We start from the raw sequence: 26084 nt of genomic DNA on the forward strand, positions 1-26084 counted from the left end.
TCAGGTTCGCTGATAGAGCCCGTCCGGTCGCCCCGGGCGGGCTTTTTTCACAAAAAGAGGGCAGGCAAGAGCACAATCGCTGGCGTCAAAACCCTTCTTTTTTGTGCGGCGGTGCAAATAATGTATAAAAACATGCCACAAAGCTGGTCACTTCTAAGACCTAAGTGTTGATAAAAAGCTACTTATAATGAATACTTACAGCCATTAGTGAAGAATTATTCTAGGTTTGTTTAACTCCTGCTAAGCCAAATCGGGTTCGCCGTGCCGCCAAAATCGACGGGATAGTCGATGACAGTCGTCGGGCACAAGGGGGCCAGGGAGATAATAAAGGATCATCCTATGCATCTGCTTCGTAAGCTGATTTTTGTGATTGGGCTGGCCATGTTAATGGTGGCTCAACAGGGTTATGCCTTGGGGCTAGGGGAGTCCGAGTTGCACTCGGCGCTCAATCAGCCGCTACGTGCGGATATCCGACTGACCAACCTGCGGGGACTCGGTGAGAACGAGATTATCGTTCGGCTGGCTTCGCTCGAAGACTTCGAGCGGGCCGGGCTGGATCGTATGCCGTTCTACAATCAGCTTAAATTTGAGCTGATGCTGGATCACCCCGACGGACCCATGGTTCGCGTCACCACTGACGATCCGGTCAAAGAGCCCTACCTCAACTTTCTGGTTGAAGCGCGCTGGGCCAGTGGTCGTCTGCTGCGTGAATACACCTTCCTATTGGATCTCCCCACCTTTGATGAAGAGCGTCAGGCACAGCCCGTGCAGGCCGCCACGTCGCAGAATCAGCGCTCCCGCGCGAGTACCCAGCCGCAACGGCGCGAAGAACCGTCACAGTCCCGTCGTGAGGCGCCCCAGACGCCCGCCTACGCGGGAGAGACCTATGAGGTTGGCAACAGCGATACGCTCTGGGAAATCGCTCTGCGAGTGCGTCCCGGGCGCGACCTGTCGGTCCACCAGACCATGCTGGCTATCCAGCGTAAGAACCCCGACGCGTTCATCAACGGCAATATCAATCTGCTCAGGGAAGGCCAGGTACTGCGTCTTCCCGATCGTTCCGAAATTCAGGGTCTGGATCAGCAGCGCGCGGTGCGGGAAGTTGCGGAACACAACCGCGAGTGGTCCGAGGGCAGCACAATGGGTGCCCAGTTGGACGCCGGTCAACGCGAGCGCAGTGCCCGCAGTGGGCCATCCGAGGCCAGTGGTCAGGTTCGTCTGGCCGCGCCGGGAGGTTCCGGTGATGCCGGGCAGGGCGGTGGCAACAGCACCGACTCCGGGGCCGAGCTTGAGTCCGAGTTGGCGGCGGCAGAGGAAGAACTGGACAAAACCCGGCGTGAAAATCGTGAGCTGTCCAACCGGGTCGAGGAACTCGAATCCCAGATCGAGACCATGGAGAGCCTGATCGAAGCCAGCAACGAGCAATTGAGTGCTCTGCAGGCCGCAGCGGCCAATCGTTCCGAAGCTGCCCAGCAAGCCCAGGTGGCTCAGCAAGAGAGCTCCGCGGTCTCCTCCGCTTCGCAGTCCGAGAGTGCGGAAGTGGCTCAGGCCCAGGCCTCTCAAGCGCCTGAGCAGGTGAAACCCGAGCCCGCAGCGGCGCCCGAGCCCGATCGCGATGATCGCGCGACCCGGGTAGTGCGCTCCGTCCCCGAGGAAAAAACAATCATCGATCACCTGATGGACAACCTCCTCTGGGTTGCCGCGGGTTTGCTGGCGATTCTGTTGGCCATTTACGGGTTTATCCGGTATCGCGCTTCGCAGGCCGACCGGTCTGAAGAGGTATTTGAGGAAGACTTTGAGCCAGCCTACGAGGAAGAAGGTTTTGCCGCTGAGAGCGATTCCGAGCACTATGACGAGGAAGAGGCCGGTATCGATCTGTCTCAGGAGGAGGAATTTGAAGCTGGAGCCCAGCCGTGGGAAGAGGACGCGGACTCCGGCGTTGAAGCCGAGACCGGGGATGTGGTCGGTGAAGCGGACATCTATATTGCTTACGGCAAGCTCGACCAGGCGGAAGAGTTGTTGCTCAAAGGGCTGGAAAAAGAGCCCGGCTCACCGGCGATTCTGAGCAAGCTGCTTGAGGTGTATGCCGAAAATCGCGATGTGGCGGCGTTTGATCGCTTCTACGCTGACCTCCTGGGAACCGACGACCGCATGGCGATCCAGCGTGCCGGTGAACTGCGGGATACCATCCCGGGCGCAGGCGAGTTTGATATTACCGCGCTGGAAGAAGACGAGGCACCAAAGGCGGCCGAGTCCGGTTCCGACGACTCTTATGACCTGAGTGCGGATGACGGTGACCTGGATTTCAGCTTTGATCTGGATGAGTCCAAGGACAAAGCCGAAGACAATGACGAGCTGAGCCTGGAGGATGATTTCAGTTTTGATCTGGACGATGAGCTGGACCTGGACGAAACGCCGGAAGAGTCCAAAGCCGTCACCTCTGAGGGGGATATTGAATCGTCCTCCAGCCGTTATGACCTGTCTTTCGAAGAGACGCCCGAGGAGAAAGAAGATGAGTTTGCACTCGACTTCGATCTGGAGGATGAAGACAGCACCGTGACCCTGGAAGAGCAGGCTCCCTCTCGCGAAAAAGACACCGACGAGGACGAGGACGCCTTCCCGGAGCTCGATCTGAAGCTCGGCGAGGATGAACTGGCATCAGAGAGCGATGATGAGAAAATCAGTGCTGATGATGACTGGAATTTCGATCTCGAAGCCGATGATTCCACGGGTGCCAACCTGGAAACGCTCGACGATGAACTCTCCCTCCTGGATGAGGAGGAAACGCACAGCAACAGCGACGTTCGCCTGGAGCCCTCTGACGATCTGAGCGCTGAAGCGTCCGATGACTGGGAAGACGAATTGACGGTCCACGAGGCGGGACTGGATAACGACGCTACGTCAGAAGACGAGCAGGAGTCGGGCCAGGATGCGTTTGCGGAGCTGGATGAGGCGCTGGCCAAGGCGACCGAAGAGCCCGGGGATACGCAGCCGACCGAACCGGAAACGGTCGCAGAGCCTGCCGGTGAGGCCGATCTGGATCTCGACGATGTTGACATGAATGATATGGACCTCTCCTCCCTCGATGAGGAAATGAGTGGACTGGATGCGGATCTGGGTGAAGATGACAAACCCTCGGCACCCGCTCAGGAAGAGGAGCTGTCACTCGAATCCGAGGACCCGGAACAGGAATCGGTCTCGGCCGATGTGGACGAAGACCAGATGTTTGAGGAAGCGTTGTCGGGTCTGGAAACGGAAGAGACGCCCGAAGCTGAAGAGACGCTGTCCGAATCTACCGCCGAAGAAGGCTCTGGCGAAGACATGGATGCCGAGCTGGATTTCCTGGCCGATACCGATGAGGCGGCGACCAAGCTGGATCTGGCGCGCGCGTACATCGATATGGGTGACGCCGACGGCGCCCGGGATATTCTTGAGGAAGTGCGTCAAGAGGGGAATGAGCAGCAGCAGCAGGAAGCGGCTGAGCTTCTGAGCCGCATCGAAAGCTAGTTTCGGCTTCAACACCCTCTCAAAGCCTTGCGCAGTTGCTGTGCAGGGCTTTGTTTTTTGTTGACCCAGCCTTTGTGGGCGACCACAAGTTACTGAGAGCAGCCGCAAGCCACTATGACCGACACTCATGGCCGACAGGGCCGAGCCTACAGCCGCAATGCGGAGATCCGGGGGGATACGCCCTGGCCCGAAGGCATGAACCGGGTCGCGTTGGCGGTGGAGTACCTGGGCGGCCAATACCATGGTTTCCAGACGCAGCCGAATGGGGTGGCGACGGTGCAGCAGCATCTGGAGCAGGCCCTGAGTGCAGTGGCCAATGAACCGGTCACGCTGGTCTGCGCCGGTCGGACCGACGCGGGCGTTCATGCCACCGGTCAGATTGTCCACTTTGACACCCTGGCCGACCGGCCGGAAAAGGCCTGGGTGCTCGGCACCCGAGCAAACCTGCCGTTCGATATTGCGGTACGCTGGGCCAGAGCGGTGGAGCCCCGGTTCCATGCGCGCTTCAGTGCCGTCTCCCGGACCTATCGCTACCTGATTTCCGATCGCAAAACCTATTCGGCGCTGACCCATCAGCAGATCACCTGGTCCCGTAAGCCACTCGATGAAAATGCCATGCGGGAGGCGGGGCAGGCGCTGGTGGGAGAGCATGACTTCACCTCCTATCGTGCCAGTCAGTGCCAGGCGAAAAGTCCCGTGCGGCGCCTTGACTATCTTCACATCGCCCGGCGGGGCGATCTGATTGTGCTGGAGGTCAAGGCGAACGCCTTCTTGCATCACATGGTCCGCAATATGGTGGGCGTTCTTATGGCGATTGGCGCCGGTGAGGCCCCCGTCGGTTGGGCGCGGGATATCCTTGAAGCCCGCGACCGCCGGGCCGGCGGCGTGACCGCTCGACCCTTTGGCCTCTACCTGGTCAATGTCGAGTACCCGGAGCAGGTCGGTTTGCCGTCGATGGCACCCGGGCCGCTGTTTGTGCCCGAGCCATTGGGTGGCCTTGAGCCGGGCGGTTGATAGGGCCTCGGCCACTGCAGGGTGCTGAATCGGCAGCAATTTCCGTGGATTTCTGCTAGTATCTGCGCTCAGTTTTCGCAGCTTTGAATGCCTGCGCACTCAAAGAGAGCATCAGCGCCGGAGCGATATGAATCAGGACCTTCGCATTAAAATTTGCGGGATTACCCGGCCAGAGGATGCCCGACTGGCGTTGCGGGCCGGGGCTCATGCGTTGGGGCTGGTGTTTTACCCGCCCAGTTCGCGCGCGGTGAAGGTTGAAGAGGCGAGCGCAGTCGCCGAGGCGGTCGGGCCGTTTGTGACGCTGGTGGGGCTGTTCGTCAATGCCACGGCGGAGGAAATCCAGTCGGTATTGTCGCAAGTGCCTTTGCAACTGCTGCAGTTCCACGGCGACGAGCCGGCCGAACACTGTGAACGGTACGGTCTACCGTACATCAAGGCGCTTCGAATGCGCCCCGACATCAATGTCGCGGCGGTGATGGCTGAACACCCCAATGCGTCCGGATTCCTCTTGGACGCGTATCGTCAAGGGGTGCCCGGTGGAACCGGCGATACATTTGATTGGCAACGGGTTCCCAAGTCCTGCGGCCGTCCCGTCATTCTCGCCGGTGGGCTAACACCGGAGAATGTCGCCCAAGCGGTGGCGCAGACGCGCCCTTACGCCGTGGATGTCAGCGGCGGTGTCGAGGCAGAGCCGGGCATCAAGGATGCCCAAAAACTCAATCAGTTTATTGCGAATGCCATTAACGGTGAACATGGTGACTTCTAAGACTCAAGCGTTTTCCAAAAAGCGGTACTCCGAGACCGACTACAGCCAGTTTCCCAATGCCGAAGGGCATTTTGGGCCCTACGGCGGTCGGTTTGTGTCGGAGACATTGATTTACGCGCTCGACGAGTTGCAGCGTATCTACAGTGACCTGAAGAACGACCCGGACTTCCAGGCGGAATTCGACAAGGATCTGGCCCACTACGTCGGCCGGCCCTCTCCTCTGTACCACGCCGAGCGCTGGAGTCGGGAAGTGGGCGGCGCACAGATTTACCTCAAGCGTGAGGACCTGAACCACACGGGCGCCCACAAGGTGAACAACACCATCGGCCAGGCCCTGTTGGCGAAATTCACCGGCAAACAGCGGGTGATCGCCGAGACCGGCGCGGGTCAGCATGGCGTGGCCTCCGCCACTGTTGCCGCTCGCCTGGGCCTCAAGTGCTGCGTTTACATGGGCGCGGAAGACGTTCAGCGTCAGTCACTCAACGTCTATCGGATGAAGCTGCTGGGTGCGGAAGTGATTCCCGTGACCTCCGGCTCCCGGACGTTGAAAGATGCCATGAACGAGGCGATGCGCGACTGGGCCACCAATGTCGATGATACCTTTTACATCATTGGGACTGTCGCCGGCCCTCACCCCTATCCGCAACTGGTACGGGACTTTCAGTCGGTGATCGGACGCGAAGCCCGGGCGCAGTGTCTGGAGCAGACCGGTCGCCTGCCGGATGCTCTGGTGGCTTGTGTCGGCGGTGGCTCCAATGCGATCGGCCTATTCCACCCCTTCCTCGCTGATGACGAAGTTGAAATGTATGGCGTTGAAGCCGGTGGCGACGGTGTTGAAACCGGGCGCCACGCCGCACCGCTCAGCGCCGGTATTCCCGGCGTGCTGCACGGTAACCGGACTTACCTGATGGAAGACGAGAACGGCCAGATCATCGAAACCCACTCGGTCTCCGCCGGACTCGATTATCCCGGCGTGGGTCCAGAGCATTCCTGGTTGAAAGATCAGGGCCGGGTGAACTACGTGGCCATCAATGATCAGGAAGCGCTGGCGGCCTTCCGCAAAACGACCCTGGTTGAAGGCATTATGCCGGCGCTGGAGTCCAGCCACGCGCTTGCCTACGCTGAAAAGCTGGCGGCGACCATGCGTCCGGACCAGAGCATTGTGGTCAACCTCTCCGGTCGCGGGGATAAAGACATTCTGACCGTCGCCAAGCTCGACGGAATCGAAGTATAAGCGCCGTATCGGGAAACTGAATTCATGAGTCGTATTGCCAAACGCTTCAAATTATTGCGCGAGCAGGGCCGCAAAGCCCTGGTAACCTATATCGTCAACGGCGATCCCTACCCGGAAGCCACCCTGCCCACCATGCACGAATTGGTGCGTCAGGGAGCGGATATCATCGAATTGGGTGTGCCGTTCTCCGATCCCATGGCCGAAGGCCCCGTCATTCAGCGCGGGCACGAACGGGCACTGGAGCACAAGATCAGTCTTCGCGGCACCCTGGAACTGGTCAAAGCCTTCCGGGAGACCGACAAAGATACGCCCGTGGTGCTGATGGGCTACGCCAATCCGATCGAGCGCATGGGCTACGAAACCATTGCCCGGATGACCTCCGAGGCCGGCGTGGACGGTCTCCTGACGGTCGATCTGCCGCCCGAGGAGGCGGTGCCCCTGAAGCGCGAACTGCAAGCGGTGGACGTGGACAATATCCTGCTGCTGGCGCCGACCACCAGCGTGGAGCGAGCCCGTCGCGTGGCAGGCCTGGCCAGTGGCTTTATCTATTACGTGTCCCTCAAGGGGGTGACGGGTGCCGGCCACCTGGATGTGGATGCTGTTAAAACCAAACTCGAGGAGTTTGGTCAGCTGACGGATCTGCCTCTGTGCATCGGTTTTGGCATCAAGGGTCCGGATACGGCCAAAAAGCTTTCGGTGCTCGCCGATGGCGTCGTGGTCGGCAGTGTCCTGGTGGATAAAATGGGAAGTTTGCACGATCAGAGCGCCGAGCAGATTGCGGGCGCGGTTGGTGCCATTGTGGGTGATATTCGCCGCGGCCTGGACGAGTAGAGCGGTTTGCACACGACCACCGGTTCGGTGTGATGCCACCGACTATTTGAATTGAACCGTACAACGATTTCGCAGAGAGAATCGACATGAGCTGGTTAGAGAAAATTGTTCCTAGCATGGCGCGCTCCGAAGTCAAGCGCAGCAGCAAAGTGCCCGAAGGGCTCTGGAAAAAATGCCCCAAGTGTCAGGCGGTACTGTATCGCCCCGAGTTGGAGCGCAACCTGGACGTGTGTCCCAAGTGCGATCACCACATGCGCATCGGTGCCCGCACCCGCCTCAACCTGTTTCTGGATGAGGGCAACCGCCAGGAGCTGGCCACGGACGTCGAGCCGATTGACCGGCTGAAGTTTCGCGACGTTAAAAAGTATAAGGACCGCTTGAGCACGGCCCAGAAAAGCACCGGTGAAAAGGATGCGCTTGTGGCCATGAAAGGCGAGCTCAAAGGCATGCCGGTCGTGGCGGTGGCTTTTGAATTTGCCTTTCACGGCGGTTCCATGGGTTATGTGGTGGGCGAGCGGTTTGCCCGGGCAGCGAAACTGGCGCTGGAAGAAGACATTCCGATGGTCTGCTTCTCCGCCACCGGCGGTGCCCGCATGCAGGAGGCCTTGATCTCCCTGATGCAGATGGCCAAAACCAGCGCCGTTATCGAACGCCTGAAGATGCAGGGCACACCCTATATTTCCATCATGACCGACCCGGTGTACGGCGGCGTATCGGCCAGTCTCGCACTGCTGGGGGATATCAACGCGGCGGAACCCAATGCCCGGGCCGGCTTTGCCGGGCCCAATATCATTGAGCAGACCATTCGACAGAAACTGCCCAAAGGGTTTCAGCGCAGTGAATTCCTGCTCGACAAAGGCGCGATTGACCTGATTATTCATCGGCGCGATATGCGCGATACGATCGCTCGCCTGTTGGCCAAATTGACCCGGCGCGAGGCCGTTTGATAGGTCTGAAACATGCGCTTTGAGCGTCTGGATGACTGGTTGCGGTGGCTGGAGAGTCACCATCCCACCGAAATCGAGCTCGGCCTCACGCGCATTCGTGTGGTGGCCGAGCGACTGGATCTGCTGACTCCCTCTGCCCGCGTCATCAGCGTCGCCGGAACCAATGGCAAAGGCTCTTGTGTGGCTGCCTGCGGCGCCTTGCTCCAAGCCGCGGGATGCTCGGTCGGTACCTATACCTCTCCCCACCTGCTGCGCTACAACGAACGGGTTGTGATCGATGGCGCCTTCGCCTCCGATGACGAGCTCTGCCAGGCCTTTGCCCGTATTGATGAGGCCAGCCCCGACATCAGTCTGACCTACTTTGAATTTGGAACTCTGGCGGCCCTGGATATTTTCCAGCGTCGGCGAGTCGATGTGATGGTATTGGAAGTCGGCTTGGGCGGGCGCCTGGATGCGGTGAATATTCTGGACGCCGATGTCGCCATTGTTACCAGCGTTGATCTGGATCACCAGGCCTGGTTGGGCAATGACCGTGACAGCATCGGTCGCGAGAAGGCCGGTATCTACCGAGCGGGTCGCCCGGCGCTGTGTGCCGACCCGGCTCCCCCCGAGGGCCTGTTGGCGGCCGTGGCGGAACGGGGAGTGCAGCTGCAACGTTTGGGGACTGACTTCGGCTTTTCCAGTGAGAGCGAAGGTTGGCGCTGGTGGGGCTCGGGTGCCGACGATAACGCTCAGTCGGTGACCCTCCCCGAGCCGACACTGCCCTGGCCGAGTCTGGCCGCGGCACTGCAGGCGGTGGCGCAACTGGGATTCGATGCCAGTGCTCTGGCGGTGTCGGTCGGGTTGTCGACCCTGACTTTGGCGGGACGTTATCAGCGCTTCGATTGGCGCGGGCGGACGGTTATTATGGATGTGGCCCACAACCCCGCCGCCGCCCGACATCTTGCCTCGCGCCTGGCTCGAGAGACATTTCCCCGCACCTTGGCGCTGGCTGCCATTATGGCGGATAAAGATCGGGGCGCCACCCTGGCTCCGTTGGTGGCTCAGGTGCAGCATTGGTGGCTGGCCGCTCTGCCGGATGTCCCCAGAGCCGCCACGGTGGACCAGTTGACTCTAGACCTTAAGACGCTGGGGGCCGAAGCGGATGGCTGTGGTACATTGGAGCGGGCGATTGATTGGTTGCTGTCTCGATCGAGCCCCGGCGACCGCATTGTGGTAATGGGGTCCTTTTTTACCGTCGGCGCGGCCCTCTCGGCATGGGCCCATCGGGGCGAGCGCCTGGAACCGGCCGCGCCGGGTGCGGAAAATACGGAGTTGTTGGATGAATAGCGGTTTGACACAGCGGTTGGTGGGTGCGGTGGTATTGGTGGCCATTGGGGTGATCTTCGTGCCGACGTTCCTCAGGGACCGGCAGGTGGAGCCTGTGAGCACCAAAACCCTGATTCCCGATCGGCCGCCCAGGGAAACAGTGACCTTCGATAATCCACAACCGCCCGAAAACATCGAGCCGGCACCGGAACCGGATGAGATGTTTATGCCAGAGACGTCCACCCCGCCGGCTGACGAGGCGGAGGAGCGGACTGACGCGCAGGCGTCTGTGAGCGCCCCTGAAGAGGCCCCGGCCCAAGAGCAGGAGAGTCGGGAGGAGCAGCAACGCCGGGAACCGCAAAGCCAGTCCGGGACGGAATCCGACAGCACAACTCAGGCGGCGGACGGTCAGGCCTGGGTCATCCAGGTGGCCAGCCTCCGCTCGGCGGACAGTGCCCGGGACCTGAGGGATAGACTCCAGAAACAGGGCTACCGGGCCTATATCCGTTCAGCCAGTACCAGTGCGGGCGAGGTCAGCCGGGTCTTCATCGGACCCAAAATCAGCCGGGATGAGGCGGAAGAGACCAAGTCCGAGGTGGATAAGGCGTTGAAAGTGGATGCCCTGATCATGCGCTTTGAGCCTTAGGGTTGAGTGAACAGAGCGGGGTAAGGGGTATCTGATACCCGGTGCCTCTGCTAAAATGCGCGCGCCAAGGCCGGGTAACCGGCTCTAAACCGGGGACCTTCCTAATGAAACGGGCCAGCGAATGAATTGGGCAGATTGGGCCATTCTGGGCATACTTCTGGTGTCCAGCCTCATCAGCATCAAACGCGGTTTCGTCAAAGAGGCCCTGTCTCTCGCCACCTGGGTGGTGGCCTTCATAATTGCCATGCTCTTCGGCGATCGCCTGGCGGTGTTACTCACGGACCTGATCCCCACCCCTTCCATTCGCGAAATGACGGCCTTTGTGATTCTTTTTGCTGCGACGCTGATCGTCGGGGCCATGGTGAATTACCTGATCAGCGAACTGGTCAGGATGACGGGACTGTCCGGCACGGACCGCCTGTTCGGAATGCTGTTTGGCCTGGCGCGCGGCCTGGTGGTGGTCATGGCGCTGCTGATTCTGTTGCCGTCCATCCTTCCCATGGAACAGGACGCCTGGTGGCAGGAGTCTGCATTGATTCCGCATTTTCTGGCGTTCGAGCACTGGGCCCGAGCGCTGGCGGCAGAGACGACCCGGTTCTTTTTTCAGTGGTTTGAGTAGTGGAGCACCGGTGACGGTGCGCTGTTTTTTGTGACGTAAAGGTGGTTATTCTATGTGTGGCATTGTCGGTATTGTGGGTAAGAGCGATGTCAATCTTCAGCTCTACGACGCCCTCACCATACTGCAGCATCGCGGCCAGGACGCAGCGGGTATCATGACCTGTGACGGCGGTAAACTGGCTCAGCAGAAGGCCAATGGCCTGGTGCGCGATGTGTTCCGCACACGCCACATGCAACGTCTGTTGGGTAACATCGGTATTGGTCATGTTCGTTATCCCACCGCCGGGAGTTCCGGTCCGGCGCTGGCGCAACCGTTTTACGTCAACTCGCCCTACGGCATCGCTTTGGCGCACAACGGTAACCTGACCAATGCGGATCGGCTCAGTGAAGAGCTGTTCAAGACCGACTTGCGTCACGTGAATACCGATTCGGACTCCGAAGTGCTGCTTAACGTGTTCGCTCACGAGTTGCAGTCCCAGGGCAAACTGCAGCCCAACGAAGATGATATTTTTGCCGCTATCGCCGGTGTTCACCGACGGGTCAGTGGCGGTTACGCGGTGGTCTCCATGATCGCCCGCTACGGCATGATTGCCTTCCGGGACCCGAATGGCATTCGGCCTCTGGTGTATGGCAAGCGGGAAACCGATGCCGGGACCGAATACATGGTCGCCTCGGAAAGCGTGGCACTCGACGTGCTCGGCTTTGAGCTGATTGCCGATGTGGCGCCGGGCGAAGCGATTTACATCACCGCCGACGGGGAACTGCACCAACGCCAGTGTGCGGAAAACACCCGCCTGACCCCCTGCATTTTCGAGCATGTCTATTTTGCCCGCCCCGATTCCATCATGGACGGCATTTCCGTCTATAAGGCGCGATTGCGCCAGGGCGAGAAGCTGGCGGACAAAATCCTGCGCGAGCGGCCCAATCACGACATCGACGTGGTGGTGCCCATCCCCGATAGCAGCCGAGTGGCCGGACAGGCGCTGGCTTACAATCTGGGCGTGAAATTCCGCGAAGGGCTGGTGAAGAACCGCTATATCGGCCGGACTTTTATCATGCCGGGTCAGCAGCAACGCAAGAAATCCGTGCGTCAGAAGCTCAACACCATTGAGCTGGAGTTCAAGGGCAAGAATGTCCTGCTGGTGGATGATTCCATCGTCCGCGGCACTACCTGCCAGCAGATCATCGAGATGGCCCGGGACGCGGGGGCGGCGAAAGTCTATTTTGCCTCCGCAGCGCCCCCGGTGATTTACCCCAACGTCTACGGCATTGATATGCCCACGGTCAAAGAACTGATTGCCCACGGTCGGACCCAGGAAGAAATCTGTCGCGAGATCGGCGCGGACTGGCTGATTTATCAGGATATCGAGGATCTGATCGCCGCCTCCGCGGAAGGTACCGGCAAGGTCACGGAGTTTGACTGTGCGGTATTCAACGGCGAATATGTGACTGGAGACGTTGACGACGCCTACCTGGAAAAGCTTGAGGCCGAGCGCAACGAAGGCGCCAAAAGCATGGCCAGTAAAAAGGCGAACAAGGCCGAGGGGACTTTGATCGGCCTGCACAATGACGTGGTGGAGAACTCCTGAAACTAACCCTTTCAATGCGAAGACTTTCAACGAGAGCAGCATGACGGATTCGGATGATTTTTTGAGTGAAGCGGGCTTGGATACCCTGGCCGTCAGGGCGGGCTGTCATCGCACCCCGGAAGGGGAACACAGTGAAGCGATGTTTCTCACGTCAAGCTACGTTTTCGGCAGTGCGCAGGAGGCGGCAGATCGCTTTTCAGGGGAAGTGCCGGGCAACGTCTACTCGCGCTATACCAATCCGACTGTTCGCGCCTTCGAAGAGCGTATTGCGGCTCTCGAGAAAGCCGATAGCGCCGTGGCGACGGCCTCCGGCATGTCAGCGATTCTGAGCACCTGCATGGCGTTGTTACAGGTGGGGGATCACATTCTGTGTTCGCGCAGTGTGTTTGGCACCACGACCATGCTCTTCACCAAATATTTACAGAAGTTCGGCGTGGCCACCACCTTTGTGGACCCCACGGACCCGGCGGCCTGGGAGCAGGGGTTTCGGGCCAACACCAGGCTGGTGTTTGTGGAAACCCCCTCCAACCCGCTGTGCGATGTGGTGGACCTTCAAAAGCTGGCGGACCTGACTCACACTAAGGGCGCCCGGCTGGTCGTGGACAACTGTTTCTGCACCCCGGCGCTGCAACGGCCGATTGAGTTTGGCGCGGACCTGATCATCCACTCCGCCACCAAATATATCGATGGCCAGGGCCGCTGTCTCGGCGGTGTCGTCGCCGGTGACCGGGAAACCATTGGCGATGTGCTCGCCTTTATCCGCAGCGCCGGGCCGACTCTCAGCGCCTTCAACGCCTGGGTGTTTCTCAAGGGATTGGAGACCTTGCGTCTGCGTATGGAAGCCCACTCGCGCAACGCTCAGGCACTGGCGGAATGGCTGGTTGAACGGCCGGAGGTAGAGCAGGTGTTTTATGCGGGGCTGCCCACCCATCCGGGGCACGAGTTGGCCCGCAAACAGCAGTCGGCGTTCGGCGGAGTGCTTTCATTTCAGGTCAAAGGCGATAAAGCGGCGGCCTGGAAAGTCATCGACAATACCCGGATTTTTTCCCTGACGGCCAACCTGGGGGATGCGAAAAGTACGATCGTCCATCCCGCCACTACCACCCATGGTCGGCTGACCCCAGAGCAGCGGGCAGAGGCCGGCGTTGCCGATAACCTGATCCGCCTGGCGGTCGGCCTGGAAGACGTTGAAGACCTGAAAAGGGATCTGGCGCGGGGCCTGTCCTGAAGGATAGATAAGAGGACGGTTTCGGAATGCGGGATTTTGTTCAGGCGATTGTCAACGAAATCAGTCAAGTACTGTTGGGCAAAGAAGACAAAATCAAGCTTGCGCTGGCTTGCCTGCTGTCCGACGGGCATTTGTTGATTGAAGACCTGCCGGGGATGGGCAAGACAACGCTTTCCCATGCGCTGGCGCGAGTCATGGGCCTGTCCTATCAACGGGTCCAGTTCACCAGCGACATGCTGCCCGCTGACATCATCGGGGTGTCCGTGTTTGATCGGGACAAAGGTCGATTTTCCTTTCATCCCGGGCCGGTTTTTACCCAACTGCTCCTTGCGGATGAAATCAACCGGACAACGCCCAAGACCCAGAGCGCTTTACTCGAAGCCATGGAGGAGCGGCAGGTAACGGTAGAGGGGGAGACGCGAAAACTGGAGGAGCCGTTTTTCGTGATCGCCACCCAGAACCCGCTGTCGCAAATGGGAACCTTTCCACTCCCCGAATCCCAATTGGACCGCTTCCTGATGCGTATCAGTCTGGGCTACCCCTCCGCGGACGCGGAGCGGGAAATGCTTCTGGGCGGTGATCCCCGTCGGCAACTGGCTTCCCTGACTCCGCGCCTGAAACCCGCGCAACTTCCCAAGATCAAACAGGCGGCCGAGCAAGTCAAAACCTCGGACAGCCTTCTGGATTATCTGCAGCGGCTTATTCATCACACCCGACAGTCCCCCGATTTTCCGTCCGGGTTGTCTCCCCGTGGGGCTCTGGCGTTGTTGCGAGTCGCCAAGACCTGGGCGTTCATGCATGGGCGCAGCTACGTCATCGCTGAGGACCTGCAGACGCTGATTCCCTCCGTGGTGGGACACCGTATTGCCCCCAGCTCCGCCGGTTCAGAGAGCCATGAACATACCCTCATTACCGAGTTGCTCAACGCCGTCGATGTGGTTGGTGCTTGAGCCTTCCAGGCCACTCTCGATGATGACGCCATGAGAGTTTCACCGATACTGAAAAGCTGGTTCTGGGCCTGGGTCTCCCGGCGTGCGCCCCGGGCGGCGTCAGTGCGGTTGCGGCATAAATCGATTTATGTGTTGCCCACGGCCCAAGGGTGGGGCTTTTTGCTGGTGATTGCCCTGTTGTGGGTGCTCGGTACCAACTACGAAAATAACCTCATTCTGGGCGCGACCTTTCTGCTGCTGAGCCTGATGGTGGTATCGGTCGTCCATGCCTTCCGCAACCTGTCGGGGCTGACCCTGTCGGTGGTGCGGACTCACCCCGCTTTTGCCGGAGAGTTCGCGGAATTTGACGTGCTGCTGGAGGCCGCGCCCGGTTCGCGCCACGACGCCCTGCGGCTGGGGTGGGATCGTCTACTGATGATTGAGGCGGATGTTCCCGCCGGGGCTCAGCGCAGTGTCGCGCTCTCTCACAAGGCACGTCGGCGCGGTTGGTTGGTGCCGGAACGGCTGCGCATTCAGAGCGTGTACCCCCTGGGCTTCTTTCGTGCCTGGTCCTGGGTACAACTGGACGGTGCCGCGTTGGTCTATCCGGCTCCCCGACCCACGGATCTGTCTCCGCAAAGTCGTATTTCTCACGATGAGGGCACCGAATTGTCTCGGGAGAATCAGGAAGAGTTTCAGGGCTTTCGCGTGTACCAGGCCGGCTCGCCACTGGCCCACGTGGCCTGGAAGCATTATGCGCGAGAGCAGGGCATGCATCTCAAGGATTACAGCGGCTACCAGAGCGAGCAGGTCTGGCTGGACTGGGATGCGCTCCCAGGACTTGATCAGGAAAGTCGCTTGAGTCGCTTGTGTTATTGGGCGGTGGCGTACGGCAAGACCTCGGCGCAGTTTGGTCTGCGACTGCCGGGGCAGACGGTCGCGCAGGGCGGGGGCACAGCGCATCAGAGGGCGGTGCTGAAGGCGCTGGCGGTGTATGGTTTGCCGGAGGCAACGGCTCAGGGGAGCGGTCGCAATGGCTGATCGCGAGCAGGTAAGTCGAGCGGCATTGGCCTGGTTGCTGGCGGCACAGGTCATCATTCTGTTGCCTCACTCGGTGCATGCACCTCTGTGGCTATGGGCGGTGTGGCTGTGGGTGGTGTTGTGGCGTTGGCAGATCTTTCGTGGCGCCTGGGGGTTTCCCTCGTTGGTGCTGCGGGTCGGCATGATGGCGGTGCTCGGTGGAGGGTTGCTGCTCAGTTACGGGGTCAAGTTCGATATGACCGCCATGGTGGGGTTGTTGCTCGCCGGGTTTGTGTTGAAGCTGTTGGAGCTCAAAGGGCGGCGGGATCTGCTGGTGACCATCTACTTGGGGTACTTCGTCGCCGCGACGCAGTTTCTGTTTCACTTGGGTCCGTTGGCGGGGCTCTACGGAAGCCTGTCCCTGATTGCCCTCACAGCGACGTTAGTGGCGGCCAACCAGTCGCTGTTGTCCCACCGTTTCTGGCCCAGCTTCAGACAGGCCAGCATCCTGCTGGCACAGGCGGTGCCGCTGATGTTGGTGCTGTTCCTGGCAGTACCGAGGACCGGCGCCCTCTGGTCCGTGCCCTCCGATGAGCGGGCTGCCATGACCGGCATCAGCAACAGTATGTCACCAGGGGATATTGGGGCGCTGGCGCAGTCGAACGCGCTGGCCTTTCGGGTAACGTTCGATGAAGGGGCTGTTCCTCCGCCCGAGGACCGCTATTGGCGGGGGCTGGTCTTCTCCTATTTTGACGGGCGCCAGTGGCGCCCCAGCCGTCGTCAGGAAGCCCCAGAGCTGGCCAACTGGGATCGAGCCTCGACGGCGCAGTGGCGCAAGCTGCTCGACCCGGTTGGCTCGCCGGTGAGTTATTCGGTGATGCTCGAGCCGACCGGGCAGCGTTGGCTCTTTGCCCTCCCGGCGCCCACCGACTGGGATGACGCCTTGGGAATCGGCCACGAAATGCGGTTGCTGCGACGTGAACCGGTGCAACAACGAATGGCCTATCAGGTCACCTCCCACACTGATTATCGTTTCCAGGCGGGAGGATTGGCGAACTGGGAGCGCGAGCAAGAGCTGCAGCTACCGCAGGATTTCAACCCCCAGACCCGCGCTCGCGCCCGACAGTGGGCTCAGGAGGCGGGCTCCGAGCAGATGCTGATCAACCGGCTGCTGGCCCATTACCGCGCCCATTTTCGGTACACCCTAAGACCGCAAACACTGGGTCGGAACACCGTGGACGACTTCCTCTGGCAAAGCCAGGAGGGCTTCTGTGAGCATTTTGCCAGCAGCTTTGTGTTTTTTATGCGGGCGGCCGGAATTCCGGCTCGGGTCGTGGTGGGGTATTTGGGGGCCACTCAAAATCCCGTGGAAGACTACTGGAGCGTTCGCCAGCGCGATGCTCACGCCTGGGCCGAAGTCTGGCTTCGAGGTCGCGGCTGGGTCCGGTTTGACCCCACGGCGGCGGTGGCGCCCGAGCGGGTTGAAGGGGGCCTGGATTCGAGCCTCTCCAGCACCGACGCCCAGATGCTGGAGCGGGGCTTCGGTGCCAACCTGGCTTTGGTTCAGCGCCTCCAGTTGCGCTGGGATGCCTTTAACTACCAATGGCACCGATGGGTGCTGGGTTACGATCAGGACCAGCAGTCGCAATTCCTGGAAGACTGGCTTGGTGGGGATGAGCTCTGGCGTATCGCTCTGGCGGTCATGAGCGCGGGGGCAATGTTGGTTCTCGGGCTGCTGCTTTCGATTTTGTGGCGCCAGCGGCCACAATACGCTTATCCCGCCGATCGACAGTGGGCTCGGGTGGAGCGCAAGCTCAAGCGCGCTGGCTGGACGAGACAGCCGGGGGAAACCCCCCGTTCACTGGCCCATCGGCTGGGGCGGTCCTCGCCGTCGCTGGGCCGAACCCTGGCGCATATTGCGCAGTTGTATGAGTTGGTGAGCTATGCCGACAATCGGTCCGCGCTCGCGGAGTTGAGGGCTGAGGCCAGCGGTTTTCGGCCACCGAAACGCTCCCTGTCCGGCGCCAATGAATACTTATAGTGCGGCTGCTTTGTGTTCCGCTTTATTCTGGGGCAATCCTTTCAGATAGTGCATTATTATTGTGCGCATTGTTGGGCTTTCGCACAACGATGGTGCTTTATTGTGGGTTTCTCGGCGTTATCCATTCGTAAGTCATTGAAATATAAGAACAATAAAAAGGGCATGGTTCGTGCTTTCAAAATCGCTCTGCACTCTTGTGCAACGCCTTCGTTTTCTTTTCCGGTAAAAGCCGGAAAGAGTGGGAGGTTTTGTGCATTTTCAGTGGGTTGCTCTCTGGTGGTGCCATTGTGCGCACCGACAAAGTGCAAGAGATCCTGACAATAGATGGCTTCTTTGAAAGCAATCAGAACAATTGAGGAAGAGCGTATGAATAAGCGAACAGCGGCCTTGGGGCTGCTTCTGCTGGCGTTTGCCCCCGTTTCGGCCATGGCTCAGTCCGAGCTTAACGGTGCCAACACCGCCTGGATTTTAACCGCCACGGCCCTGGTTCTCTTCATGACGTTACCGGGCCTGTCCCTTTTTTATGGTGGCCTGGTTCGCTCCAAGAACATTCTTTCTATTCTGATGCAATGTTTTGCCGTCGCCTGTCTTGCCTCATTGATTTGGCTGGTATTGGGTTACAGCCTGAGTTTCGGCGAGGGCAACGCCTGGATTGGCGATACCAGCCGGGTTCTGTTTTCCGGTATGGGCGAGGATTCGCTGGCTGGCGACATTCCCGAAAGCCTGTTCAGTCTGTTCCAGATGACGTTTGCGGTGATTACTCCGGCGCTGATCATCGGTGCCTTCGCCGAGCGCATGAAGTTTTCGGCAGTATTGATTTTCTCCACGCTGTGGCTCTTTGGCGTCTACTTCCCGATCTGTCATTGGGTCTGGGGCGGCGGCTGGATGAGCGCCATGGGCGTGCTGGATTTCGCGGGCGGCATTGTGGTCCACATCACCGCCGGTGTGGCCGCTCTGGTGGCGGCCCTGGTGTTGGGGCCCCGGGACGGCTTTCCCAAAACGGCCATGCCTCCGCACAATATGACGATGACGGTCACCGGCGCCGGTATGCTCTGGGTGGGCTGGTTCGGTTTCAATGGTGGCAGCGCGCTGGCAGCCAATGGTGACGCGAGTATGGCGATGCTGGTCACCCATATCTCGGCAGCGGCCGGCTCTCTGGCGTGGATGACGATGGAGTGGGTCAAGTTCAGTCGCCCCAGTGTGTTGGGGATTGTCACGGGTATGGTGGCCGGTCTGGGTACGATCACGCCGGCCTCGGGCTTTGTCGGCCCTGGCGGGGCTTTGGTGATTGGTCTGTCGGCCGGTGTGGTGTGCTTTTACGCCACTCAGGCGATGAAGCGGGTGTTCAAGGTGGATGATTCTCTGGATGTGTTTCCGGTGCACGGTGTCGGTGGCATCCTGGGCACCTTGTTGGCGGGTATTTTCGCGTCGACGGAGCTGGGTGTGTTCAGTGGTCAGGGTTTTGCCGATGGGGTGGAGTCGATCGGTCAGCAGTTTGGTATTCAGACGATTGGTGTGGTTGCGGCGATTGCGTATACCGCTGTGGTGACGTTTGTCCTTCTGAAAGTAACCGGCGTAGTGACTTCTGGTCTGCGTGTTTCTCGCGAAGAAGAGCTGATTGGTCTGGATATTACCCATCATGAAGAAGAGGGGTACAAGCTATAGTTCTGCTTGCTTCGTAGGGGAGTGCTACGGGAGGGTATCCCCCTCAGAGACACGCCGTAAACCCATCCATGGGGGCTCGATTACCTGCCGTCCAGGCAGGTAACGGTCTCTGAGGGGGATGCCCTCCCTCCGCGCTGCCAACTGATGATCAGGCGGAGGTAAGACAGTAAACCCTTTAAAAGCGCGTCAAATGAGCCGTTTGCTGGTAGACGCAGGTATCGCAAAGGTCGCCTCAATTTGGCGAACAATCTTTGGGTGTTTCTGCTTAAAACTGGGGTACTTTTAGGCGCTATCTCTGGCCAGCTTTCAGTTGGCATCTGCGAAGGGAGTGTAGGTCTGTCCGGGACCGTTACCCGCCTGGACGGCGGGTAATCGAGCCCCCATGGATGGGTTTACGGCGTGTCCCGGACAGACCTACACTCCCGTAGCACTCCAATGCGAAGCTCAGGAGCAAAGAGGGCTCAGAGCACCCCCTGAAACGCAATCAGAGCGGCGGTTACTGCTACATTCAACGACTCGACGCCATTTTTCATGGGAATCCGAAGCTGCTGGTTGCAGTATTGGTTGGATTCCTTGGAAACCCCCTCCGTCTCATTGCCCAACACATAGACACAATCGCTCGTCGGTTTGAAATCCCCCAAGGTTTGTGAGGCATGTGACGAGAGGCCGCAAACCGTCGCGCCACGCTCGCGCAGACCCGACAACGCTTGCGGCAAGGAGTGGCAGCGCACGATCGGCGCGCGGAACACCGTGCCGGCGCTCGCCTTGATCACCAGTGAATCAATCTGAGCGCCGCCTTTTTGAGGAATCAAAATACCATCGACGTCACCGGCACAGGCCGAGCGGATGATCATGCCCAGATTCTGAGGGTTGGTGACTCTGTCGAGCGCAATCAAACGAAAAGGCGACGAGGGCGGTTTATCCAAAAAGGCGTCCAGTGTTTGATAGCCTCGGCACTGAAGGTCCGCTGCGACCCCTTGATCCTGCTTACTGTTTTTCGAAATCCGCGACAGCCCCTTGCGGTCGTGGTACAGCACCTCTGCTCCGTGCTCACCGGCAATTGCGATGATCTCGTCCAGAATGGACGCGGATTTGTTGCTGTCCGCCAGGTGCAGGCGGAACAGCTTGACCGCCGGGTCGCGCAAGGCTTCCAGCACCGGCTTACGGCCGTACACCGTTAAGAGCGAATCAAAAAATTGTTTTTTGGCCCGGTAGGCGTCGGAGTCGCCGGAGGGGGCGACGGTGTTTTTGGGTTTGGACATAGTGAAACGCGTCGGGAGATGAGTGGAGGGCCGGATTATACCGGTTCAAACTTCATTGGGCGAAAGCGCGTCGCCCGACGTTCCTTGGAAAAGACGCCGGGCGGGTGGGGGGAGAACTCAAACCCGTAGGTAGCAATCCTCGTCGTTGTCGATCAGCGCTTGCAGAATGTGGCGGCGGGTAATGATGCCCACCAGCTTGCCGTCGCTGACCACCGGATAGTTTTTCGGTTTCTGATGAAGCATGGTCTGCGCCATTTCGACGATGCTGGTGCTCGGTGTTACCGTCAGCACCTCGGTGGTCATGACGGTGCGCACGCTTGGCGGCTCGTCGCAGAAAAAGGCACCGTTCAGCATTTCCTTGATGCAGTCCTGCTCTGAGACAAAGCCCACGACGTACTCTCTGTCATCAATGACCGGTACACCGGTCATGCCGCTTTTCAACAGCCGCTCCACGACTTCGGCCGTATTGCTGTTGACCGAAATCGCGTGAGTGTTCCGCTGCATGTAGTCTCTCACCAGTATCGAATGCATGGCTGACTCCTGATTGGCCTGGTCGCAAGATCGTCCCTTTAAGCATAGCCGATAATGTCAGCGCTGGTGGGGTTTGGATCAGTGGCCCTTGCAGATTTTCAGGTAGGCGCGCACGGCAGCGGCCAACCCCATCTGCAGCGCATCCACGGTCAGGGCGTGCCCGATGGAGACTTCATCAATGCCGCGAATATGGAGAAACTGTTCCAGGTTGTCCAGGTTCAGGTCGTGGCCGGCATTGACGCCCAGGCCAATTTCCCGCGCGTGACTGGCCGCCAGGCGGTAACGATCGAGCAGGGCGTCCAGCTCTGAGTTGTGGGCCTTGTGGGCGGCGGCATAGGGCCCGGTATACAGCTCAATCCGGTCGGCGCCCACGGCACGGGCCAGGTCGATCTGCTCCAGATCCGGGTCCATGAATAGGCTGACCCGGCACCCGAGATCGTGCAGTTCGGCAATGATGGGTTTGAGAGCCTCCCCGCTACGGGTCAGATCAAAGCCGTGGTCCGAGGTCAGTTGGTCGTCGCTGTCCGGGACGAGAGTGCACTGATCGGGCCGAGCCTGCTGTACGAGTGCCATAAAGCCCGGGTAGCGGCCCGTTGCTCCGGCATGGGGGTTTCCCTCTATGTTGAATTCGATTCCGTCTTTGGTCTCGAGCAGCTCGCTCAGCGCCATTACATCCTCTGGCCGTATATGGCGCTGGTCCGGGCGGGGGTGCACGGTCAGGCCGTCGGCGCCCGCGTCCAGGCAGATCTGACCGTGGTGGACCACGTCGGGATAGTTCCCCTCGCGCGAGTTGCGGATCAGGGCGATCTTGTTCAGGTTGACGCTCAGCTGGGTGGTCATGGCGATGTCGGCTCCCGGGTGGCGTTGAGAATCCGCACGGGCGTGTTGGGCGCGTCGGGGTACTGTTTGTAGTTGCCCCTGGGCTCCTCGACGATTTTGATCACGGTTTCGTGGCCTTCCACAACCCGACCGAAAACGGTATAGCCTGGTTGGTCCTCTTTCGCGTCCAGGCTCTGATTGTGGTTCAGGTTGATGTAAAACTGCGACGTCGCGCTGTCCGGGTCCCGATGCCGGGCCATGGCGACGGTCATCGGCTTGTTGCTCAAACCGTTGGCGGATTCATTGACGACCGGATCGCGGGGTTCCTTGCGCGTAAAGTCATAGGTCAGGCCGCCTCCCTGAACCACGAAGCCGGGAATGACCCGATGGAAAATTGTTCCGTTATAGAAACCATCGTCGACGTACTTCAAAAAATTGTCGACTGTCTTGGGCGCTTGAGAGGGAAACAGCTCCAACACAATGGGCCCCACATCGGTCTCCAGGTGGACGCGCGGTTTATCGGCCTGCGCTGCGCCGCCTTCTTGTCCCCAGGAGGGCGAGGCGGCAAGCAGCGCGCTTAAGAGCAGGGTATAGCTGAGTTGAACAAAACGACCCATGGTTCCCCCTATCGCCATTCCGACTGACGTCGGCGCTTGCCGATGGCTTGTAGAATCAGTGACAACAGCACGCCGGCCACGAGAATGCCGCCACCAAACAACCAGTCCTGATAGCGACGGTCTCGTTTGAGACGTTCATTGTCGGCCTGCACGACGTCGTAGCGGGTCTGCAGCATCTGGTAATTTTCACTCAACTCTTTGTGCTGCTGATGCAGACTTACAGCGTCCGATGAGACCGACTGCAGGCGCTCGTGCTCGTCCTGCAAGGCGGCGTAGCGTTCGCGCACGTCTTGCAGCTCACCTTCCAGCTGTGAGACCCGCTCTCTGGCCTCGGTCAGTTGATCTTCCAGGGACTGGTTCTCTTCGCTGACGTTTCCGGCGCGCTGTTGAAGACGTTCCAGTTTGAGGGCGGCCGTCGGTTCGGACAACAGAAACTGGCTGCGAATCCAGCCCTCTTCACCGTCCTGGGTGCGCACCAGGCTCCAGATCTCGCCGTCTTCACTTTCGGCCTCGCGCACCAACTCCAGCCGGGTGCCGCTGGAAAGCCCTCGGTGCACAATTCGGTACTGGTTGCCCATCCCGCTTCGCAGGGGGACATAGAGTACATCCGAGACGTAGCGATCCTGAGCAAGAGCGGGGAGCGCCGGCACCGTCAGGACAAGCAAACAGAGGAGGGACAAAAGTTTTTTCACGCTTATACCCATGGTTTATTGGTGGGTGGTTCAAGTGACTGCGATTGTACGTCAATCAACCTCAGGGCCAAGTGTTCTGGCCCACAAAATTTGTAGCGGCCATACCGCCGCCGAGCGCTCAGGGCAGCACGCGCTTAAACGGCTTTACGACGACTTTTGCATACACACCGGCGGCGACGTAAGGGTCGGCATCAGCCCACTCCCGGGCGGCCTCCAGCGAGTCGAACTCGGCAACCACCAGGCTGCCGGTCATGCCCGCCGAGCCCGGGTCTTCACTGTCGGTGGCGGGGTGAGGCCCGGCCAGCAGTAACCGACCGGCGTCTTTCAATGCGTTCAGGCGAGCGATGTGGTCCGCGCGCGCGCCCTTGCGCTTTTCCAGGCTGTTGGAGACATCTTCACTCATAATCGCATAAAACATAATTGCTCCTTCTAAAAGCGGCTCTCTTATTGGCCGCCGTCGTTGATCACATCGTCCAGCCCCAGGTGGGTGAGCACGCGGATACGGCGAAACAGGTAAAACAGCGCAAACATCATCACCAGCATCGCGGGTACGGCGATGACCGGGAAGCTCAGCGCCGTCATCTTGCCGAGTTCCTCGTTGAAGGCCACGGTGCCGGGGTCGCTGACCAAAATCACTTTTGCCAGAATATAGTTCAACATTGAGGACAGAAAAAAGGAAGCGGCGATCAGGTAGGAGGCATTCTGCAAGGTTCGTTCGAACGCACGTTCGTTGTTGTATTCCTCCAGGGCGGCCGCCACTTTATCCACTTTCAGAACCTTGTCGTTGTAGAGGAAGGTTTTTACCAAAGGATAGCGGGTTTTCATCGAGAGAAGAGTCGCGAGCCCGATAATCGCCGGAATGGCGGCCTCCTTGATGGCAATATACTGCGGGTCCAGCTCAAGCAGACTGATACCGCCGGTGAGCAGAATGCTGAAAAAACCCAGGGCGGAAAACACGTTCATCTTTCGGCTGACCAGGAAGTCCCGCGCGCCGTAGGCGAGGGGAAAGGCCAAAGCCACTACGATGCCAAGCTTGATACCCAACTGATCCTCGCCGCTGAACTTGGTCAGGATCAGGGTGGGGATCACAATGTTAAGCAACAGGTTCGCCAGCAGGCTCTCCCGTTTGGGTTTGCCCGGTTGCTCGGTTTGGGCTTGGTTTTTCTCGGTGACGCTGTTGCTGTCGTTCATTCGGGCCTCGTTGGTGCCAATTCGGTGGTGGTTCATGGCTCTGGGGCATTCAGGCATGCCATAATGCCGTTTTTGCGGCGGGGAGCCTTATTTGTTTGATTTACACAGCCACAGTCACTGCTCAGACGGTATTTTAAGCCCTGAGGCGCTGATGTCGAGGGCCAAAGCGCAAGGGGTTCAAACTCTGGCATTGACGGACCACGATACCGTCGCTGGGGTCTCCCGGGCTCGGGCGGCCGCTCGTGCCGAAGGTCTGACACTGGTTTCCGGCATAGAGTTCTCCAGTCAGTGGGGTCGTGGTGGTGTTCATATCGTCGGCCTGGACATCGATATTGACTCTGTCCCGCTGCAGACGGCCATTGAACGTCAGCAGACGGCCCGGGCTACCCGGGCCGAGGCCATCGCTGAGCGACTGGAGCGCCTGGGCGTGCCGGGAGCGCTGGAGGGCGCCAGAGCCCTGGCGGGTGAGGCGCAGATCGGCCGGCCTCATTTTGCGCAATTTCTGGTGGACCGCGGCCTCGTCAAGGATCAAAATGCAGCCTTCAAGAAGTACCTGGGGGCGGGTAAATCCGCCGATGTCCGGTTTCAGTGGCCGGATATGCCCACCGTTGTGAACTGGATTCACGAGGCTGGCGGGGTGGCAGTGCTCGCGCACCCGAAAAAATACCCACTCACCCGCACCAAGATGTGCGCCCTGGTGGCGGACTTTGTCGAGGCGGGGGGCGATGCACTCGAGGTGATCAGCGGGCAACAGCCCTCCGGCACCGCCGAGGACCTGGCGCGTATTGCCACTCGCGAGGGCCTGGCCGCTTCCTGTGGCAGCGATTTCCACCGCCCGGATGCGCCCTGGCAGGAATTGGGTAACTTTGGGCCCCTACCGCCGGGATGCCAGCCGGTCTGGGAGCTGCCCGGCTTCACCGCCTGAGAGCGGCGAAGAGGGCGCTCCCATCAAAATAAACCCGATAGTACGACGAGAGCATAGGTGTTATGGCGCAGTTTTTTCAGATTCATCCCGACAACCCGCAGGACCGCCTTATACGCCAGGCGGTGGACATTATCCGCAGCGGCGGCATCGTGGCTTATCCCACGGATTCGGCCTACGCCCTGGGTTGCCACATCGGGGATAAAATGGCCCTCGACCGTATACGGTTGATGCGCCGACTCGACAAGCATCACAACTTTACCTTGATGTGCCGGGACCTCTCCGAACTGGCCACCTTTGCCAAGGTGGATAACCAGGCCTTCCGGTTGTTGAAAAACCACACGCCGGGCCCTTTTACGTTTATTCTGCCCGGCACCTCGGAAGTGCCCCGGCGGCTGATGCACCCGAAACGTAAAACCATTGGTCTTCGGGTGCCGGACAATCGTATCGCCCTGGCATTAATGGAAGCACTGGGAGAGCCGCTGATGAGCAGCAGCCTGCTGATGCCCGAACACGACCTGCCCCTGAGTGACCCGCTGGACATCCGCGAACGGCTGGAACATCAGATTGAGTTGGTGATCGACGGCGGCAACTGTGGCCTCGAACCGACCACCGTGGTGGATTTGACCGGCCCCGTGCCGGAAGTGACCCGCCAGGGCAAGGGCGACGCTTCGGCGTTCATCCCCGACTAACCCCGCCGCGGGGCG

Annotated in this window: 24 protein-coding genes; 17 read left to right on the forward strand and 7 right to left on the reverse strand. The window is 59.7% G+C overall.

All coding sequences use genetic code 11. The annotated features are described in order from the left end of the window. Nucleotides 1-339: 339 nt before the first annotated feature. The 15 genes from G547_RS0117170 (at nucleotide 340) to G547_RS0117245 (ending at nucleotide 19343) form a co-directional block, all read left to right on the forward strand. Nucleotides 340-3507, forward strand: a complete 3168-nt coding sequence (locus G547_RS0117170; protein WP_027330886.1) for a FimV/HubP family polar landmark protein — start codon at nucleotides 340-342, stop codon at nucleotides 3505-3507. A 114-nt stretch (nucleotides 3508-3621) separates the two neighbouring features. Further along, on the forward strand, nucleotides 3622-4521 hold the full coding sequence (gene truA, locus G547_RS0117175) for a tRNA pseudouridine(38-40) synthase TruA (RefSeq protein WP_027330887.1): 900 nt from the start codon (nucleotides 3622-3624) through the stop codon (nucleotides 4519-4521). Between the two features lie 91 nt (nucleotides 4522-4612). Next, nucleotides 4613-5287: a phosphoribosylanthranilate isomerase gene (locus G547_RS22055; RefSeq protein WP_281167798.1), complete on the forward strand. Its 675-nt coding sequence runs from the start codon at nucleotides 4613-4615 to the stop codon at nucleotides 5285-5287. Beyond that, nucleotides 5277-6521 carry a tryptophan synthase subunit beta gene (trpB, locus tag G547_RS0117185; RefSeq protein ID WP_027330888.1) on the forward strand — a complete coding sequence of 415 codons (1245 nt, stop codon included), beginning with the start codon at nucleotides 5277-5279 and terminating at the stop codon, nucleotides 6519-6521. Before G547_RS22055 ends, trpB begins: the two co-directional genes overlap by 11 nt. Before the next feature lie 24 nt (nucleotides 6522-6545). Continuing rightward, a complete protein-coding gene (gene trpA, locus G547_RS0117190; protein WP_027330889.1) occupies nucleotides 6546-7352 on the forward strand; it encodes a tryptophan synthase subunit alpha in 807 nt (268 codons plus the stop codon). A gap of 86 nt (nucleotides 7353-7438) precedes the next feature. Next, nucleotides 7439-8299, forward strand: coding sequence for an acetyl-CoA carboxylase, carboxyltransferase subunit beta (accD, locus tag G547_RS0117195; RefSeq protein WP_027330890.1), 861 nt, complete (start codon nucleotides 7439-7441; stop codon nucleotides 8297-8299). Between the two features lie 12 nt (nucleotides 8300-8311). After that, a complete protein-coding gene (gene folC / locus G547_RS22060; RefSeq protein ID WP_084646156.1) occupies nucleotides 8312-9628 on the forward strand; it encodes a bifunctional tetrahydrofolate synthase/dihydrofolate synthase in 1317 nt (438 codons plus the stop codon). Next, nucleotides 9621-10253: an SPOR domain-containing protein gene (locus tag G547_RS0117205; RefSeq protein ID WP_027330891.1), complete on the forward strand. Its 633-nt coding sequence runs from the start codon at nucleotides 9621-9623 to the stop codon at nucleotides 10251-10253. Before folC ends, G547_RS0117205 begins: the two co-directional genes overlap by 8 nt. A gap of 121 nt (nucleotides 10254-10374) precedes the next feature. Next, nucleotides 10375-10872: a CvpA family protein gene (locus G547_RS0117210; RefSeq protein ID WP_027330892.1), complete on the forward strand. Its 498-nt coding sequence runs from the start codon at nucleotides 10375-10377 to the stop codon at nucleotides 10870-10872. Nucleotides 10873-10924: 52 nt separating this feature from the next. Next, nucleotides 10925-12460: an amidophosphoribosyltransferase gene (purF, locus tag G547_RS0117215; protein ID WP_027330893.1), complete on the forward strand. Its 1536-nt coding sequence runs from the start codon at nucleotides 10925-10927 to the stop codon at nucleotides 12458-12460. A gap of 40 nt (nucleotides 12461-12500) precedes the next feature. Continuing rightward, nucleotides 12501-13688 carry an O-succinylhomoserine sulfhydrylase gene (locus G547_RS0117220; protein ID WP_027330894.1) on the forward strand — a complete coding sequence of 396 codons (1188 nt, stop codon included), beginning with the start codon at nucleotides 12501-12503 and terminating at the stop codon, nucleotides 13686-13688. Between the two features lie 26 nt (nucleotides 13689-13714). Then, on the forward strand, nucleotides 13715-14638 hold the full coding sequence (locus G547_RS0117225; protein WP_027330895.1) for an AAA family ATPase: 924 nt from the start codon (nucleotides 13715-13717) through the stop codon (nucleotides 14636-14638). Between the two features lie 30 nt (nucleotides 14639-14668). Further along, complete coding sequence (locus G547_RS0117230) at nucleotides 14669-15658, forward strand: DUF58 domain-containing protein (protein ID WP_027330896.1); 990 nt, start codon at nucleotides 14669-14671, stop codon at nucleotides 15656-15658. Continuing rightward, nucleotides 15651-17678, forward strand: a complete 2028-nt coding sequence (locus G547_RS22065; RefSeq protein WP_051235684.1) for a transglutaminase TgpA family protein — start codon at nucleotides 15651-15653, stop codon at nucleotides 17676-17678. The genes G547_RS0117230 and G547_RS22065 overlap by 8 nt, the downstream gene beginning before the upstream one ends. Before the next feature lie 426 nt (nucleotides 17679-18104). Then, the gene (locus G547_RS0117245; protein ID WP_245573520.1) at nucleotides 18105-19343 is read left to right on the forward strand and encodes an ammonium transporter; all 1239 of its coding nucleotides are present in this window, start codon (nucleotides 18105-18107) and stop codon (nucleotides 19341-19343) included. 461 nt (nucleotides 19344-19804) lie between these two features. On the opposite strand, the gene G547_RS0117250 is transcribed toward G547_RS0117245, so the two are convergent. The 7 genes from G547_RS0117250 to G547_RS0117280 all read right to left on the reverse strand — a co-directional run bounded on the left by G547_RS0117250 (nucleotide 19805) and on the right by G547_RS0117280 (nucleotide 24455). Then, nucleotides 19805-20605: a TrmH family RNA methyltransferase gene (locus G547_RS0117250; RefSeq protein WP_027330898.1), complete on the reverse strand. Its 801-nt coding sequence runs from the start codon at nucleotides 20603-20605 to the stop codon at nucleotides 19805-19807. A 117-nt stretch (nucleotides 20606-20722) separates the two neighbouring features. Further along, nucleotides 20723-21136: a CBS domain-containing protein gene (locus G547_RS0117255; protein WP_027330899.1), complete on the reverse strand. Its 414-nt coding sequence runs from the start codon at nucleotides 21134-21136 to the stop codon at nucleotides 20723-20725. 78 nt (nucleotides 21137-21214) lie between these two features. Continuing rightward, nucleotides 21215-21976 (reverse strand): pyridoxine 5'-phosphate synthase, encoded by a 762-nt coding sequence (locus G547_RS0117260; protein WP_027330900.1) that lies wholly within the window; start codon nucleotides 21974-21976, stop codon nucleotides 21215-21217. Beyond that, nucleotides 21973-22572 (reverse strand): peptidylprolyl isomerase, encoded by a 600-nt coding sequence (locus G547_RS22070; RefSeq protein ID WP_036189259.1) that lies wholly within the window; start codon nucleotides 22570-22572, stop codon nucleotides 21973-21975. The genes G547_RS0117260 and G547_RS22070 overlap by 4 nt, the downstream gene beginning before the upstream one ends. An 8-nt stretch (nucleotides 22573-22580) precedes the next feature. Continuing rightward, nucleotides 22581-23264, reverse strand: coding sequence for a TIGR04211 family SH3 domain-containing protein (locus tag G547_RS0117270; protein ID WP_169449470.1), 684 nt, complete (start codon nucleotides 23262-23264; stop codon nucleotides 22581-22583). Between the two features lie 118 nt (nucleotides 23265-23382). Beyond that, nucleotides 23383-23682, reverse strand: coding sequence for a YciI family protein (locus G547_RS0117275; RefSeq protein WP_027330902.1), 300 nt, complete (start codon nucleotides 23680-23682; stop codon nucleotides 23383-23385). A gap of 26 nt (nucleotides 23683-23708) precedes the next feature. Further along, nucleotides 23709-24455 (reverse strand): VC0807 family protein, encoded by a 747-nt coding sequence (locus tag G547_RS0117280; RefSeq protein WP_036189262.1) that lies wholly within the window; start codon nucleotides 24453-24455, stop codon nucleotides 23709-23711. Between the two features lie 91 nt (nucleotides 24456-24546). Between G547_RS0117280 and G547_RS0117285 the strand changes: the two genes are divergently transcribed. Both G547_RS0117285 and G547_RS0117290 read left to right on the forward strand, forming a co-directional pair. Further along, nucleotides 24547-25380, forward strand: a complete 834-nt coding sequence (locus G547_RS0117285; RefSeq protein WP_027330904.1) for a PHP domain-containing protein — start codon at nucleotides 24547-24549, stop codon at nucleotides 25378-25380. A 62-nt stretch (nucleotides 25381-25442) separates the two neighbouring features. Next, a complete protein-coding gene (locus G547_RS0117290) occupies nucleotides 25443-26069 on the forward strand; it encodes an L-threonylcarbamoyladenylate synthase (RefSeq protein WP_027330905.1) in 627 nt (208 codons plus the stop codon). The last annotated feature ends 15 nt before the right edge of the window (nucleotides 26070-26084 follow it).

Source organism: Marinimicrobium agarilyticum DSM 16975 (genome assembly GCF_000423345.1).
Taxonomy (GTDB): domain Bacteria; phylum Pseudomonadota; class Gammaproteobacteria; order Pseudomonadales; family Cellvibrionaceae; genus Marinimicrobium; species Marinimicrobium agarilyticum.

Excerpts from the sequence above, each read along its gene's own strand:
- purF (WP_027330893.1), top strand. The coding sequence starts at position 10,925 with ATGTGTGGCATTGTCGGTATTGTGGGTAAGAGCGATGTCAATCTTCAG.
- accD (WP_027330890.1), top strand. The coding sequence starts at position 7,439 with ATGAGCTGGTTAGAGAAAATTGTTCCTAGCATGGCGCGCTCCGAAGTC.
- G547_RS0117220 (WP_027330894.1), top strand. The coding sequence starts at position 12,501 with ATGACGGATTCGGATGATTTTTTGAGTGAAGCGGGCTTGGATACCCTG.
- G547_RS22070 (WP_036189259.1), bottom strand. The coding sequence starts at position 22,572 with ATGGGTCGTTTTGTTCAACTCAGCTATACCCTGCTCTTAAGCGCGCTG.
- G547_RS0117290 (WP_027330905.1), top strand. The coding sequence starts at position 25,443 with ATGGCGCAGTTTTTTCAGATTCATCCCGACAACCCGCAGGACCGCCTT.
- G547_RS22065 (WP_051235684.1), top strand. The coding sequence starts at position 15,651 with ATGGCTGATCGCGAGCAGGTAAGTCGAGCGGCATTGGCCTGGTTGCTG.
- G547_RS0117230 (WP_027330896.1), top strand. The coding sequence starts at position 14,669 with ATGAGAGTTTCACCGATACTGAAAAGCTGGTTCTGGGCCTGGGTCTCC.
- G547_RS0117275 (WP_027330902.1), bottom strand. The coding sequence starts at position 23,682 with ATGTTTTATGCGATTATGAGTGAAGATGTCTCCAACAGCCTGGAAAAG.
- G547_RS0117280 (WP_036189262.1), bottom strand. The coding sequence starts at position 24,455 with ATGAACGACAGCAACAGCGTCACCGAGAAAAACCAAGCCCAAACCGAG.
- folC (WP_084646156.1), top strand. The coding sequence starts at position 8,312 with ATGCGCTTTGAGCGTCTGGATGACTGGTTGCGGTGGCTGGAGAGTCAC.
- G547_RS0117250 (WP_027330898.1), bottom strand. The coding sequence starts at position 20,605 with ATGTCCAAACCCAAAAACACCGTCGCCCCCTCCGGCGACTCCGACGCC.
- trpA (WP_027330889.1), top strand. The coding sequence starts at position 6,546 with ATGAGTCGTATTGCCAAACGCTTCAAATTATTGCGCGAGCAGGGCCGC.
- G547_RS0117245 (WP_245573520.1), top strand. The coding sequence starts at position 18,105 with ATGGCTCAGTCCGAGCTTAACGGTGCCAACACCGCCTGGATTTTAACC.
- G547_RS0117255 (WP_027330899.1), bottom strand. The coding sequence starts at position 21,136 with ATGCATTCGATACTGGTGAGAGACTACATGCAGCGGAACACTCACGCG.
- G547_RS0117260 (WP_027330900.1), bottom strand. The coding sequence starts at position 21,976 with ATGACCACCCAGCTGAGCGTCAACCTGAACAAGATCGCCCTGATCCGC.
- G547_RS0117225 (WP_027330895.1), top strand. The coding sequence starts at position 13,715 with ATGCGGGATTTTGTTCAGGCGATTGTCAACGAAATCAGTCAAGTACTG.
- G547_RS0117205 (WP_027330891.1), top strand. The coding sequence starts at position 9,621 with ATGAATAGCGGTTTGACACAGCGGTTGGTGGGTGCGGTGGTATTGGTG.
- truA (WP_027330887.1), top strand. The coding sequence starts at position 3,622 with ATGACCGACACTCATGGCCGACAGGGCCGAGCCTACAGCCGCAATGCG.
- G547_RS0117210 (WP_027330892.1), top strand. The coding sequence starts at position 10,375 with ATGAATTGGGCAGATTGGGCCATTCTGGGCATACTTCTGGTGTCCAGC.
- G547_RS0117170 (WP_027330886.1), top strand. The coding sequence starts at position 340 with ATGCATCTGCTTCGTAAGCTGATTTTTGTGATTGGGCTGGCCATGTTA.